This window comes from Neobacillus niacini NBRC 15566 (assembly GCF_001591505.1).
Taxonomy (GTDB): domain Bacteria; phylum Bacillota; class Bacilli; order Bacillales; family Cytobacillaceae; genus Neobacillus; species Neobacillus niacini.
In genome coordinates, this window is the sequence record NZ_BCVA01000080.1 from 1 (window position 1) to 14079 (window position 14079).

Annotated in this window: 12 protein-coding genes; 11 read left to right on the forward strand and 1 reads right to left on the reverse strand. The window is 38.3% G+C overall.

The features are described 5' to 3' along the window. Positions 1-275: 275 nt before the first annotated feature. The 7 genes from rocF to glmS all read left to right on the forward strand — a co-directional run bounded on the left by rocF (position 276) and on the right by glmS (position 8430). The gene (gene rocF / locus BANA01_RS27985) at positions 276-1172 is read left to right on the forward strand and encodes an arginase (RefSeq protein WP_063255572.1); all 897 of its coding nucleotides are present in this window, start codon (positions 276-278) and stop codon (positions 1170-1172) included. A 210-nt stretch (positions 1173-1382) separates the two neighbouring features. Then, positions 1383-1946 carry an RNA polymerase sigma factor SigW gene (gene sigW / locus BANA01_RS27990; protein WP_063255573.1) on the forward strand — a complete coding sequence of 188 codons (564 nt, stop codon included), beginning with the start codon at positions 1383-1385 and terminating at the stop codon, positions 1944-1946. Positions 1947-1962: 16 nt separating this feature from the next. After that, the gene (locus BANA01_RS27995) at positions 1963-2586 is read left to right on the forward strand and encodes an anti-sigma factor family protein (RefSeq protein ID WP_063255574.1); all 624 of its coding nucleotides are present in this window, start codon (positions 1963-1965) and stop codon (positions 2584-2586) included. A 132-nt stretch (positions 2587-2718) separates the two neighbouring features. After that, the gene (gene cdaA, locus BANA01_RS28000; protein WP_063255575.1) at positions 2719-3552 is read left to right on the forward strand and encodes a diadenylate cyclase CdaA; all 834 of its coding nucleotides are present in this window, start codon (positions 2719-2721) and stop codon (positions 3550-3552) included. Continuing rightward, on the forward strand, positions 3545-4774 hold the full coding sequence (locus BANA01_RS28005; protein ID WP_063255576.1) for a CdaR family protein: 1230 nt from the start codon (positions 3545-3547) through the stop codon (positions 4772-4774). Before cdaA ends, BANA01_RS28005 begins: the two co-directional genes overlap by 8 nt. A gap of 37 nt (positions 4775-4811) precedes the next feature. After that, the gene (glmM, locus tag BANA01_RS28010) at positions 4812-6161 is read left to right on the forward strand and encodes a phosphoglucosamine mutase (RefSeq protein WP_063255577.1); all 1350 of its coding nucleotides are present in this window, start codon (positions 4812-4814) and stop codon (positions 6159-6161) included. A gap of 466 nt (positions 6162-6627) precedes the next feature. Beyond that, positions 6628-8430: a glutamine--fructose-6-phosphate transaminase (isomerizing) gene (glmS, locus tag BANA01_RS28015; protein WP_063255578.1), complete on the forward strand. Its 1803-nt coding sequence runs from the start codon at positions 6628-6630 to the stop codon at positions 8428-8430. A 230-nt stretch (positions 8431-8660) separates the two neighbouring features. On the opposite strand, the gene BANA01_RS28020 is transcribed toward glmS, so the two are convergent. Next, entirely contained in the window at positions 8661-9329 is a 669-nt protein-coding gene (locus BANA01_RS28020) for a GntR family transcriptional regulator (protein WP_063255579.1), read from the reverse strand. Positions 9330-9741: 412 nt separating this feature from the next. Here BANA01_RS28020 and BANA01_RS28025 point away from each other — a divergent pair, with 412 nt between their 5' ends. From BANA01_RS28025 to BANA01_RS28040, 4 genes are read left to right on the forward strand one after another with little or no spacing between them, the layout of a single operon-like run. After that, entirely contained in the window at positions 9742-10758 is a 1017-nt protein-coding gene (locus BANA01_RS28025; RefSeq protein WP_063255580.1) for a zinc-binding alcohol dehydrogenase family protein, read from the forward strand. 49 nt (positions 10759-10807) lie between these two features. Beyond that, positions 10808-11857, forward strand: a complete 1050-nt coding sequence (locus tag BANA01_RS28030; RefSeq protein WP_063255581.1) for a TRAP transporter substrate-binding protein — start codon at positions 10808-10810, stop codon at positions 11855-11857. Between the two features lie 56 nt (positions 11858-11913). Then, positions 11914-12486, forward strand: a complete 573-nt coding sequence (locus BANA01_RS28035) for a TRAP transporter small permease (RefSeq protein ID WP_157411914.1) — start codon at positions 11914-11916, stop codon at positions 12484-12486. After that, positions 12483-13760: a TRAP transporter large permease subunit gene (locus BANA01_RS28040; protein WP_063255583.1), complete on the forward strand. Its 1278-nt coding sequence runs from the start codon at positions 12483-12485 to the stop codon at positions 13758-13760. Before BANA01_RS28035 ends, BANA01_RS28040 begins: the two co-directional genes overlap by 4 nt. Positions 13761-14079: the final 319 nt, after the last annotated feature.

The following is a 14079-nucleotide window of genomic DNA, read 5'->3' on the forward strand; positions in this document are numbered from 1 at the left end:
TCATGGAATGTTTATGGTGACCAAAAACAATAGAAATACGAAAAAGTGGTAACCATGGAGTGTCATGGTGATCATAAACAAATGAATCGATACAGCGGAACTATACAGCATTCATAATGAACGTAGTCAATCTACGTTTCAAACCACCACGTCTTCTTAAACCTAAAACCTTACTATAAAACCAAACTACGTATATATATACATAATTTTGTCGAGTTGAGTCATTGCCTTGAAAGCGGTTAAAATAGTAGATAACAAGGGGTAGGAGGTAGAATATGAGGAAGCTATCTATAATTGGAATGCCGATGGATTTAGGTCAAATGAGACGTGGAGTTGATATGGGACCTAGTGCTATCCGATATGCGGGGATAAATGAGAGACTAAAACCACTATTTGATGAAATTCATGATATGGGTGACATTCCGATTGGAAGACCTGAAGTGGTTATCGATAAAGAATCTAACTTAAGAAATCTAGATCTTGTAGCTGAAAAAAGTACCTTGCTTGCAGAAAAGGTGGACGAAGTCATTCGATCTGGTTCATTTCCGCTTGTTTTAGGTGGAGACCATAGCATAGCCATTGGAACTTTAGCTGGTGTTTCCAAGCATTACACGAACCTAGGGGTAATTTGGTATGATGCACATGGTGATTTAAATACGGCAGAAACCTCGCCTTCTGGAAATATACATGGTATGCCATTAGCAGCGAGTTTAGGGATTGGTCATCGCTCTTTAACTGATTTAGGAGGTTATGCTCCAAAAGTAAAACCAGAGCACGTGGTTATTATTGGTGCAAGGTCTCTTGATGAAGGTGAAAAAATCTTAATTAAAGATAAAGGCATTAAAGTATACACCATGCATGAGATAGACAGACTAGGTATGGCAAAAGTGATGGAAGAAACAATTGCATATTTAAAGGCAAATACAGATGGTGTTCATTTATCACTAGATTTAGATGGATTAGATCCAAATGATGCTCCAGGTGTAGGAACTCCAGTTATGGGCGGGATAAGTTATCGAGAGAGTCACTTGGCAATGGAAATGCTTGAGGAAGCAGGGATTATTACATCAGCAGAGTTTGTAGAGGTTAACCCGATTTTAGACGAAAAGAATAAAACAGCAAGGGCGGCAGTTGAATTGATGGGCTCCTTGTTTGGTGAAAAATTACTATAATCATAAGCAGGCAGCTTTCCAAGAAAGCTGCTGTTATTTTTCCTTCCACTACTTCCTTCCCACTTTTAAAAAACTTTTAAGCTTCCCTTTATCCAAAATAGTTAATATTTGTTAATATAAAAAGTATGTAAGAAAGAAATTATTTATAGTGAAACCTTTTTGCTATTGATTCGTAAGATTGTATAGCTGTATTGGAGCTGAGAAAAATAGATGGAAGCCCTTATAAAAAAAAGAATTAAACAGGTTTTAAAAGGCGATCAAGATGCTTTTGCTGAAATTGTTGAGATATATAGTAATAGTATTTATCAGTTAGGTTATCGAATGCTGGGAAACCGCCACGAAGCAGAAGATATTGCACAGGAAGCTTTTATCCGTGCATATGTTAATATCAAATCATTTAATCAGGATTTAAAGTTTTCAACTTGGTTATTTCGGATTGCAACAAATTTGTGTATTGACAGGATGAGGAAGAAAAAGCCAGATTACTATCTTGATGCAGAGGTCTCGGGAACTGACGGCCTCACGATGTACTCGCAGCTGGCATCCAATTCTCCTTTACCTGAAAATGAGTTAGAAAGTCTTGAACTTCAAGAATCCGTTCAAAAGGAAATTTTAAAGCTTCCTGAAAAATACAGGTCTGTTATTGTTTTGAAATATATTGAAGAGTTGTCTTTAAATGAAATAAGTGAAATTCTTGATTTACCATTAGGTACAGTCAAAACGCGAATCCATCGAGGACGTGAGGCGTTACGTCAACAATTACGTTATGTGTGATAAGAGGTGAAACACGTTGAAGTGTGATGAAGAAATCGTTGAGTTAATGCATGAATATTTAGATGAAGAAATTGACCCCGAAAATGAGATGATTTTAAGAAGCCACCTCAAAAGCTGTAAGGACTGTGAGACTCTGTTCAATGAATATAAAAGAACGATTGCAGTTGTAAAAGGAACATCTAGAATGCAGGCACCTCCCAATTTTACTGCGAAGGTAATGGCCAGCCTGCCAAAAGAAAAGAAAAAGGTCAGCATGCAAAGATGGTTACGAAATCATCCATTAATTGCGGCAGCGTCATTATTTTTAATCCTTATGGCAGGAAGTGTATTTTCAACTTGGAATCAGGAGCGTGAGTTTTCCGTCTCCAAACAAGAGAATCTAGTTGTTCAGAACGGTACTGTGATTGTACCGGAAGGAGAAGTTGTCAAAGGTGATGTAATTGTCCGAAACGGCGAGCTAAGAATCGAAGGTGAAGTCCAAGGTGATGTCACAGTGATTAATGGGGAACAGTATTTAGCTTCCGCTGGCCATGTAACAGGGCAAATAGAAGAGGTTAATGAAGTCTTCGACTGGATCTGGTATCACATGAAAAGAGTCGCTTTTGAAGTAATTGATATCTTTAATGAAGGTGAAGAATAATAGTAAGAAGTCACTCGTAGTGAGTGATTTCTTTTTTAATGATTTGGATTAGAATGATTAATAATAAGTACATGTTTAATTTATGGTATAATAAATTGGTTATAAGTTAGACAAATTTACGGAGGAAAAACAATGCCGTTTTTTGAGGATTTTACTATATGGAAGTATTTAGCTAGTATTGTTGATATTCTCCTTGTTTCTTGGGTTATTTATAAACTGTTAAACCTAATAAAAGGAACAAAAGCCGTACAATTATTAAAAGGAATCGTTGTTATTCTCCTAATAAGAGTTGTTAGTGAGTTTTTTGGTCTAAATACGCTTAGCTGGTTAACGCAGCAAGCGATTGATTGGGGATTCCTAGCTATTATCATTATCTTTCAGCCGGAACTTCGGAGAGCACTCGAGCAATTAGGCAGAGGGCGCTTTTTTTCACGAAGCAATGGACCGGATGATGAGGAGCAGGAGAAAATGGTGGATGCCATTGTTAAGGCGACCGACTATATGGCAAAACGGCGTATTGGTGCCTTGATTTCCATTGAGAGGGAAACTGGGATGAGTGATTACATAGAAACGGGTATCCCGCTAGATGCGAAAATTTCTTCCGAATTACTCATAAATATTTTTATTCCAAATACACCGCTTCATGATGGGGCAGTAATACTCCAAAAAAATATTGTAGCTGCCGCTGCTTGTTATCTTCCCTTATCCGAAAGCCCTTTTATCTCAAAGGAGCTGGGCACCAGACACCGGGCTGCTTTAGGTATAAGTGAAGTCACAGACAGTATTACAATAGTTGTTTCTGAAGAAACCGGAAATATTTCCTTAACCAAAAATGGGGAGCTTCATCGAAATTTAACATTAGACGCATTTAAAGAATTGATTTCTCATGATTTAATTATTACCAGTACGAAAGTAAAACCGGCTTCTTCAGCTCGTTGGAACTGGAGGGGGAAAAGTAATGGATAAACTGATGGATAATCCTTGGTTTATAAAAATATTGGCATTATTAATGGCGGTCCTGCTTTATTCTGCTGTTCCAAATTCTGGAGGAAAAACAACAGAGATAAATGTACCAGGGGAAAATACCACAGAAACTTTAGCTGATATTCCAGTAAAAGCTTATTATGATACCGAGAATCTTGTAGTTTCTGGAATACCTGATACGGTGGAAGTAACCATACAAGGTCCAATGCCGCATGTTCAGTCCGCAAAGGCTTTAAAGAACTTTGAGGTTTTTGTTGATTTAACCAATGCTAAAATAGGTAATCAAAAGGTGAAATTTGAAGTTAGCGGGTTATCCGAAAAGTTAAAAGCAACAATCGAACCTAGCTCTTTAACCGTAGCCATTCAAGAGAAAGTAACGACTGAGTTTTCGGTTGAAGCTGAATTTAATAGTGAACTGATAAAAGATGGTTATGCAGCGGGACAACCATCCGTTAAACCGAAAATGGTGAAAATAACAGGTGCGAAAGATGTAATTGATCGAATTACATATGTTAAGGCAGCGCTTGGAGGCAGAGATCTCCTTGAAAGTACAGTCTCAAAAGAGGTACAGGTACAGGTACTTGATAAGGAGTTCAATAAACTCAATGTAGTGGTTGAACCGGCAACAGTTGAGGTCACCATACCAATAAAAAGAAATGAAAAAACAGTTCCTATTAATATTATAGAAAAAGGAACGCCGCCAGCAGGGGTCACGATTGAATCCATTGGCTTGGATGTGAATGAAGCAGTAATATCTGGTGGAGAAGATGTACTAAAAGATACTGATAGTGTCCGAGTTGAGGTCGATGTAAGTAAGATAAGTGAAAATACGACGATTACTTTACCAGTGATTATCTCAAATGGAATAACGAAAGTAACACCTGAAACAGTACAGGTCACCGTAGTCGTTAAAAAAGAGGAAGAGACGACTGTATCAGGCATTCCTATAAATATCAGGGGATTATCTGAACAATATGAAGCGGTTATTAGTGACCCATCCAATCAATTAGTAAATTTATTAGTCTTTGGACCCGGCGCAGCTTCTAAAGTTCTTGGACCAAACAACTTCAATATATTCGTTGATTTAACAGGATTTACAGAAGGTAATCATAATGTACCAATTCAAGTCAATGGACCATCTGATGTAAATTGGAAACCTGATAAATCATCAGCAAAAATTACGATAACGAGAGACAACGCATAAAACACAGCAGTATACACGATAAGGAGCGATTTTGATAATGGGAAAATACTTTGGAACCGATGGCGTCCGCGGAGTGGCGAATAGTGAATTAACACCTGAATTGGCATTTAAGCTGGGACGTTTCGGTGGGTTTGTATTAACAAAGGACAAGGACAGACCAAAAGTGCTGATTGGTCGTGATACTCGGGTTTCAGGACATATGCTTGAAGGAGCACTGGTTGCTGGATTACTTTCAATTGGTGCAGAGGTAATGCGCTTAGGTGTGATTTCAACACCAGGTGTCTCCTATTTAACAAAAGCACTGGGGGCTGAGGCGGGAGTAATGATATCTGCTTCGCATAATCCGGTGGCAGACAATGGTATCAAATTTTTCGGACCTGATGGATTTAAGCTTTCTGATGAGCAGGAATATGAAATTGAAGAATTAATTGATATGACAGAGGATCAATTACCTAGACCGGTTGGTGCTAATCTCGGCCAGGTCATGGATTATTTTGAGGGCGGACAAAAGTATCTTCAATATTTGAAAAATACAGTGGATGAAGATTTCTCTGGTATCCATATTGCTTTAGATTGTGCTCATGGAGCTACTTCATCACTTGCGACACATCTATTTGCTGATTTGGATGCAGACATTTCAGTTATGGGTGCTTCACCGAATGGCATTAATATTAATGCTGGAGTTGGTTCGACTCATCCAGAAGCCTTAGCGGCAATAGTGAAAGAGAAAGGTGCCGATGTGGGATTATCCTTTGATGGTGATGGAGACCGTTTAATTGCAATCGATGAAAAGGGTAATATTGTAGACGGTGATCAAATTATGTTTATTTGCGGTAAGTACATGAAGGAACATGGCCGTCTAAAGCATAGTACAATTGTTTCCACCGTAATGAGTAATTTAGGATTTTATAAAGGTCTAGAAGCGCTTGGAATTCACAGTGTACCAACAGCCGTGGGTGACCGCTATGTTGTGGAAGAAATGAAGAAAAATGGATTTAATCTCGGTGGTGAACAATCTGGACACATCGTTTTCTTGGATTACAATACAACAGGAGACGGCTTATTAACGGGGCTGCAATTAGTTAATATTATGAAGGCAACAAAGAAAACATTATCTGAATTAGCGGCAGACATGAAAAAATTCCCTCAGAAGCTTGTTAATGTTCGTGTAACAGATAAGCACCATGTAACAGATAATGAAAAGGTAAAAACCATAATAGAGCAGGTTGAAGCAGAAATGAACGGAAACGGACGTATTCTCGTTCGTCCGTCTGGTACAGAACCTCTTGTTCGTGTAATGGCAGAGGCACCAACAGAAGAATTGTGTGAGGAGTATGTAGACCGAATTGTTTCTGTCGTAAAAGCAGAAATGGAATTAAAAGAATAGGTTATGGTATATTCTATATGCATAGGGAACTTTAATGAGTCCCTATGCATATTTTATTTTGTAACTGGTAATAGTAAACAAGTTTGTCTTTTATTAATTAGTTGACGAATGTTGTTTCATCAGTTACGATTAATTTGCTTTGTTTTTCAAAAGCAAACATATTTTTACAAAAGGAGGATAGCAGGAAAAAAGTATAATCAAAAGCGCCTGAACTAACCATGGTGGGTTAGTTGACGAGGAGGAGGTTTATCGAATGTTCGGCGGATACCTCCCGGTTGAACGCACAACCGATTGTTTCTTCTTTAAAACATCGAGGCAACTCGGTGCACAAAGAGAAGGAAATGCGCATACTAAACATAGCAACAAATAGAAAAAGGTATATACAGATACCTTTCAAAACAGAGATAAGGGGGCAAGGTGAGCCTCCAAAGCATTCTTGCCCCCTGTATCAGGGAGGAAAAGAAAAATGTGTGGAATCGTTGGATATATTGGATTAAATGATACAAAAGGAATTTTACTAAAAGGCTTAGAAAAGCTTGAATATAGAGGATATGACTCAGCAGGTATTGCTGTTATGAACGAAACTGGAGTTCATGTCTTTAAGGAAAAGGGACGTATTGCTGATTTACGTAAGATCGTTGATGTGAATGTTTTGGCTAAAATCGGAATTGGACATACACGCTGGGCTACTCATGGTGTACCAAGCAGAACAAACTCCCATCCACACCAAAGTACTTCTGGACGTTTTACATTAGTTCACAATGGAGTAATTGAAAACTACGATCTTTTAAAGCGCGAATATTTAGCGGATGTTTCGTTTGCTAGTGAAACTGACACAGAAGTCATTGTACAAATGGTCGAAAAGTTTGTAAACGAAGGCTTAGAGGTGTTAGAGGCTTTCCGTAAGACACTGGGTCTGTTACACGGTTCTTATGCCCTTGCTTTATTGGATGAAAAAAACAGTGATACGATTTTTGTTGCAAAAAACAAAAGTCCATTACTTGTTGGGTTAGGTTCTGACTTCAATGTTGTGGCAAGCGACGCGATGGCAATGCTTCAAGTAACAAATGAATACGTAGAGCTAATGGATAAAGAAGTTGTAATCGTTAAAAAGGACACTGTAACCATTCAAAACCTTGATGGGGAAACAGTTACTCGTACTTCTTACGTTGCCGAACTAGATGCAAGCGACATTGAAAAAGGCACATATCCTCATTACATGTTAAAAGAAATTGATGAGCAGCCTGCTGTTATGCGCAAGATTATTCAAGCATACCAAAATGAACAAGGTGAATTAATAATTGACCCTGAAATCATTAATGCCATGAACAACTCCGACCGTGTGTACATTATTGCCGCTGGGACTTCTTATCATGCAGGTCTTGTTGGAAAGCAATTCATCGAAAAATTGGCTAAAATTCCTGTTGAAGTTCATATTTCTAGTGAGTTTGGCTATAATATGCCACTTCTCTCTGAGAAGCCTTTATTTGTCTTTATATCTCAGAGTGGTGAGACTGCCGATAGCCGTGCCGTTCTTGTTAACATTAAAGAAATGGGCTATCAAGCATTAACGATTACAAATGTTCCTGGTTCAACTCTCTCCCGTGAAGCAGATTATACACTATTGCTGCACGCTGGACCTGAAATTGCAGTAGCCTCTACAAAGGCGTATACGGCACAATTAGCTGTTTTAGCGATCCTAGCGGAAGTGACAGCGAAAAGCCGTAATCTTGAGCCGGGCTTTAACCTTATCCATGAACTTGGTCTTGTAGCGAATGCAATAGAAGTCCTTTGTGATTCAAAAGAGATTATTGAGCATATTTCCAGAGAATTTTTAGCGGTAACACGCAATGCCTTCTTTATCGGACGTGGAATTGATTACTATGTCGGTCTAGAAGGTGCATTAAAGCTAAAGGAAATTTCTTATATCCAAGCTGAAGGCTTTGCTGGTGGAGAATTAAAGCATGGAACCATTGCTTTAATTGAAGAAGGTACACCAGTAATTGCGTTAGCAACGCAAGAAAGTGTGAACTTAAGCATTCGCGGTAACGTAAAAGAAGTTGTGGCCCGCGGTGCAAACCCATGCATTATTTCTATGAAGGGTTTAAACATGGACGAAGACAGTTTCGTCATTCCGGAAGTACATGATTTATTAACACCACTTATCTCTGTAATACCATTACAATTACTTGCCTACTACGCTGCACTGCACCGTGATTGCGACGTTGACAAACCACGTAACCTAGCTAAATCGGTAACAGTGGAGTAACCGAGGCAATAGGTGAATAAGCTGTTATAGCTACCCTAAAACGAGTGAAAATTGGAGTATTTCCTCCAGTTTTCCTCGTTTTTTTTTAATCCTGAGAGGAAAAGACAGAAAAGGGAGACTAAATTAGTCAACCCCATTGGCTTAGGAATTGCATAAAAACAAAAAAACAACCTCTTACAGTTTAATACCCACCGAAGAGATTGTTTTTGTTCAGCCATAACGGGAGGGATTTATCTTGCAAAATCGTTCCAGCATAGCTCAGATTCTTTTTTTAGACTTTCGATATGAAGCTTTAATACACCTAGGAAAGTGGGGAGATTACGTTCCCGCATGGCTTCAACTAAACGATGATGGTGGCTATGTCTTTTAATTGTGCTTTCTAGGGAGGTTGGATGCACAATACGAGACAAGGCAACATGTGTATTTAGAGAACCATATATATCCTTGATTTTTTTATTATTTGACCATTCAACTAAGGCTTTATGAAATGCAACATCTAATTCAATATACAACTCAAAAGGGAATGGATTCACCGCTATTAACGAATCCATTTTCTCTACAATATTTCCCCATTCTTCAAGTTGAGTATCGGAGACTGTGTGGATAATTTTCTGTGCTGCCCACATTTCTATCATTAAGCGTGCGTCAAGGACTTCAATAAAGTCAGTAAATTGTAATTGTGTGACATAGGTTCCTTTACGAGGGACGATTTCGAGCAGGCCTTCATGAACAAGCTGATTAATTGCGCTTTTTACTGGAGAACGACTTACTTCGAACTCGTCTGCAAGCTTATAAATATCTAGTTTGTCACCTGGTTTATATTTTCCATCAATAATCTTTCCCCTAAGTACCTTATAAACTTGGTTCGTTAAAAGTGAAGTTTCGATTTCACTGGACAAACTCTATTCACCCCCTTGATCTTAGATTGTAATGTGTAACATATCACAAATAATAAAAGTAAATATTAGTAAAATTAAGATACAATAAAAATTATAATGAATGATCTGCAAATCGTCAATTCTTTTTGATAGAAGATCTTCAATCTATAGTGTGGAGATAACAGATTTTGTATTCTGAGTCAACCCACTTATCAGTCAATTCAAAAAAGTGTTGACAATTAGTCAGAAGGCATTTATTCTAAAAATGTGAAGTGTGACATGTCACACTTCACAAAGAATAAACTATGTATTTTTAAATGAAGGAATTATGTTATGGATTATATGTAAACGCTGCCATGAGGGGATGGTTCTATGTCTGTAGACACAATTAATTTTTCATTTAGATTTCAAACGGAAAAGAGAGGAAGACAACATGAAAAGTCTTGTTTGTGAAAAACCTAATCAGTTTGTTATGAATGATGTTAAAAAGCCTTCTATAAAAGAAGGTGAAGCATTAATTCGTATTCGTCGCGTTGGAATTTGTGGGACCGACTTTCATGCCTATCGGGGACGCCAGCCGTATTTCAGTTATCCACGGGTTTTAGGTCACGAATTGGCAGGGGAAATTGTCGAAATTCAAACCAACCAAAAGAATTATGTTATTGGTGATCAAGTAACGATTATTCCTTATCTAGAATGCGGAGTATGTATTGCATGCCGTAATGGAAAACCAAATTGTTGTATAGAGTTAGAGGTTTTGGGGGTACATACTGATGGTGGTATGCAGGAATATATGACGATTCCTGTTTCTCACTTAATGAAAACCAATGATATCACGTTAGAGCAAGCAGCTACAGTCGAATGCTTGAGTATTGGTGCACATGCAGTGAGACGTGCAGACATTGAACCCTCTGAATTTGTGGCTGTCATCGGTGCTGGACCGATTGGTTTAGGGGTAATGAAATTTGCTAAACTAGCCGGAGCAAAGGTAATTGCCATAGACGTGAATGAAAAACGGTTAGACTTTTGCAAAAATTGGGCAGATGTTGACTACGTGATCAATCCTTCTTCTTCTGATGCCATTGAAGCAATCAACAAAATAACGAATGGTGATTTTGTAAACGTTGTCTTTGATGTTACTGGTAATGTAAATTCAATGAATAACGCATACAAATATGCTGCAAATGGTGGACGACTTGTTTTTGTTGGACTGGTTCAGGCAGATATTTCTTTCCCCGATCCAGAGTTTCATAGAAAGGAATTAACTCTATTATCAAGTCGAAATGCGACAAGGCAAGACTTTGAGTATGTAATTCAAACCATTAAACAAGGGCAAGTGAATACCAATTCCTTTATTACCTCAAAAACTTCGTTTGAGGAAATTATTGGAGAATTTGAAACCCTTTCTAAACCAGAGTCAAACACAATAAAGGCAATGATTACATTCTAGTTCAGTTAAATACGGGGGAAAAACACAATAAAAAAGGGGAGATAAGATAATGAAAAAGTGGAGTATGATTTTAGCAATCGTTTTTATGATCACAACTATTTTAGCTGCTTGCGGAAGTAAAGCTGATCAAGCATCGACTAACAAGGATAGTAAGGGCAGCGAGGGAAGTAAAGACCAATCTTATACAATCAAGGTAGCTAATTACTACGCAATCGATCATCCTCAAAATGTTGCACTGAAGGAAAAGTTTAAACCGCTAGTTGAAGAAAAGTCGGGTGGAACGTTAAAAGTAGAAATCTATGAAAACAATAAACTAGGCGGGGAAAAAGAGTTTTATACCGGTGTTCGTAATGGGACAATTGAGATGGGGATCCCTGGAATGATTATGCAGGCGGATGTTCCTAAAATGGGTGTTATTGAAAGACCCTTCTTAGTAAAAGATTTCAAACATGCAAAGGCAGTATTGGAAGGTCCTATCGGAAAAGAAATGACGGATGAGCTGGCAAAGGTTCATGGTGTTCACACGTTAGCGTGGACTGCAAACGGCTTTAGAATGGTTTCATCCAATCGAGAAGTTGCTAGTATGGATGATTTTAAAGGACTTAGATTGCGTATGCCTAATACACCTGTGTTTGTAGAGTTGGGTAAAGCATTAGGAGCCAATGTCTCACCAATGCCGCTATCTGAAGTATTTACAGCAATGGAACAAAAAGTAGTTGACGCTCAAGATAATCCAATTGGGGTTGTAAAGTCTTCTGGTTTTTATGAAGTTCAATCACATATTTTAGAGTCACGCCACGGTTTTACTCCAAATGTACTTATTGTAAACCAAGCCTTTTGGGATAAGTTATCTGATAAACAGAAGAAGGCTGTAGAAGAGGCAGCGAAAGAATATGCTGATTACGAGTGGAAGCTATCTGAGGAAAACTACGAATCTGATAAAAAGTTTCTCATTGAAAAAGGAATGAAATTTGTAACACCAAATGAAAAATTCCTGAATGAAATGGAGAAGTCTGTTCAACCGTTGTACGAATCTTACTATAAAGAATATCCGTGGGCAAAAGAAATGGTAGAGAAAATTAAACAGCAGGGAAATTAATCATATTGAAAGAGTGAGGGTTCTTATGGAACCCTGCTCTACTTTTTTGTAAGGGGATGTGTTTAGTGGAAGTATTGATCCAAAAGGTTAATTCCTTCTTAAAATTTATCATCGCACTATTTCTCTCACTTATGGCGATCTTTGTATTTGGAAATGTTGTATTGCGCTACGCCTTTAATTCAGGAATTACATGGTCTGAAGAAGTATCACGGTTTTTATTTATCTGGTTAATTTTCTTAGGTGCCATTCTTGCATTGAAAGATAATGAGCATTTAGGAGTCGACTCGATTGTAAAGAAGCTTCCTTTAAAAGGGAAAAAGATTATGTATATAATTAGTAATTTACTTATGCTCATCACGCTGATTCTTGTATTCGACGGAAGTTGGAAGTTGACCGTAATGAATATAGACCAGTCAGCACCTGCTACAGGTATGTCTTATGCCTATATTTATATGATTGGTATGGTTATGAGTGTATGCATGGGCCTTATAATTATTCTAAGACTATTTCGGGTTTTCTTTAACAAAATGAGTGAAAATGAATTTATCATGACTACCGACTCGGAGGAACTTGTCGAACAAATTGAGCTTGAACATACGAATGATGGAAAGGGAGTGAAGACGCCATGACATTGGCCGTTTTTGTAGGTTCACTTCTAGGTGTAATGGCGTTTGGCGTTCCCATTGCTTTTGCACTTTTACTCAGCGGCATTATTCTCATGTTGTTTTTGGGTAATTTTGATACGCAAATTTTAGCAGCCAACTTAATTGATGGTGCAGATAATTTTCCGCTTATGGCAATTCCCTTCTTTATTCTTGCTGGAGAGTTAATGAACGCAGGAGGAATATCCAAACGTATCATTAGCTTTGCGATGGCCTATGTGGGCCATATTCGTGGTGGGTTAGGGTACGTAGCGATTCTTGCGAGTGTTTTGTTTGCCGGATTATCCGGTTCAGCTGTAGCGGATACAGCAGCGCTTGGTGCCATTCTTATTCCGATGATGGTAAGTGCAGGGTACAATAGGAACCGTTCGGCAGGGCTAATTGCAGCAGGAGGAATTATTGCACCAATCATTCCTCCTAGTATTCCGATGATTGTATTTGGGGTGACAGCAGGAGTTTCTATTTCTAAGTTATTTATGGCTGGCATCGTACCCGGCTTGTTGCTTGCGATATCATTAACCATAACATGGACAATTGTAGTCAGAAAAGATAAGACAGTTGCCCAGCCGCGTAAGACAGCTAAGGAGAAATGGCAAGCCACTCGCTCTGCCTTTTGGGCATTACTTATGCCGCTCATTATTATCGGCGGATTACGGGGTGGTATTTTCACACCGACCGAAGCGGCTGCTGTTGCTGCTTTTTATGCTTTGTTTGTTGGATTGGTCATCTATCGGGAATTAAAGTTAAAAAAACTTTATGAGGTATTAGTGGTTGCAGCCAAAACAACTAGTATTGTCATGCTTTTAGCCGCGGCAGCGATGGTATCCAGTTGGTTAATCACAGTGGCAAATATACCTGGCCAACTTATCACATTGCTAGAGCCGTTTATGGATCATCAACTTTCGCTGCTCATCATCATCAATTTAATTGTCCTTATTGTTGGAACGGCGATGGATGTAACACCAACTATATTAATTCTTACACCGGTACTTATGCCTGTGGTCACACAAGCAGGAATTGATCCAGTATTTTTTGGGTTATTATTCGTATTGAATAACTGTATCGGTCTTTTAACACCACCTGTTGGAACAGTTCTTAATGTTGCGGCAGGGGTAGGGAAAATTGGTATGGATGATATCATGAAGGGCGTTTGGCCATTTTTAATTGCAGAAATTATTATTCTAATCATCTTAACTCTCTTTCCATCCATCGTTATGGTTCCCTTACAATGGTTCCATTAAGAAAGCTGTTGGGGCTGGCTTTAACTTCAGAATCGTCCTTGGGGAACTATCCTAAACGGATGATTATTATAATGGTTCCTATGTTGATTAATAATTGAGGATGCCCCAAAGATAACTTTGGGGCGTCCTTTTATTGTGATTATATTAATAACCTATATGATGATTGAAATCGAAAAGTCGTTATCATAAAGTGCTCATGATGACCAATTTTAATGGAAATTTCAAAAAGGTGGTAACCATGAAGCGGTCATGATGACCGAAATCCAAGAAAATTTAAAAAAGTGGTAACCATGAAGTGGTCATGATGACCGAAATACAA

What these genes read in the sequence shown, in the direction of transcription:
- BANA01_RS28035 (WP_157411914.1), top strand. Translation starts at nt 11,914, where the DNA reads ATGTGTTTAGTGGAAGTATTGATCCAAAAGGTTAATTCCTTCTTAAAA.
- BANA01_RS28005 (WP_063255576.1), top strand. Translation starts at nt 3,545, where the DNA reads ATGGATAAACTGATGGATAATCCTTGGTTTATAAAAATATTGGCATTA.
- rocF (WP_063255572.1), top strand. Translation starts at nt 276, where the DNA reads ATGAGGAAGCTATCTATAATTGGAATGCCGATGGATTTAGGTCAAATG.
- glmS (WP_063255578.1), top strand. Translation starts at nt 6,628, where the DNA reads ATGTGTGGAATCGTTGGATATATTGGATTAAATGATACAAAAGGAATT.
- BANA01_RS28025 (WP_063255580.1), top strand. Translation starts at nt 9,742, where the DNA reads ATGAAAAGTCTTGTTTGTGAAAAACCTAATCAGTTTGTTATGAATGAT.
- BANA01_RS28040 (WP_063255583.1), top strand. Translation starts at nt 12,483, where the DNA reads ATGACATTGGCCGTTTTTGTAGGTTCACTTCTAGGTGTAATGGCGTTT.
- BANA01_RS28030 (WP_063255581.1), top strand. Translation starts at nt 10,808, where the DNA reads ATGAAAAAGTGGAGTATGATTTTAGCAATCGTTTTTATGATCACAACT.
- sigW (WP_063255573.1), top strand. Translation starts at nt 1,383, where the DNA reads ATGGAAGCCCTTATAAAAAAAAGAATTAAACAGGTTTTAAAAGGCGAT.
- glmM (WP_063255577.1), top strand. Translation starts at nt 4,812, where the DNA reads ATGGGAAAATACTTTGGAACCGATGGCGTCCGCGGAGTGGCGAATAGT.
- cdaA (WP_063255575.1), top strand. Translation starts at nt 2,719, where the DNA reads ATGCCGTTTTTTGAGGATTTTACTATATGGAAGTATTTAGCTAGTATT.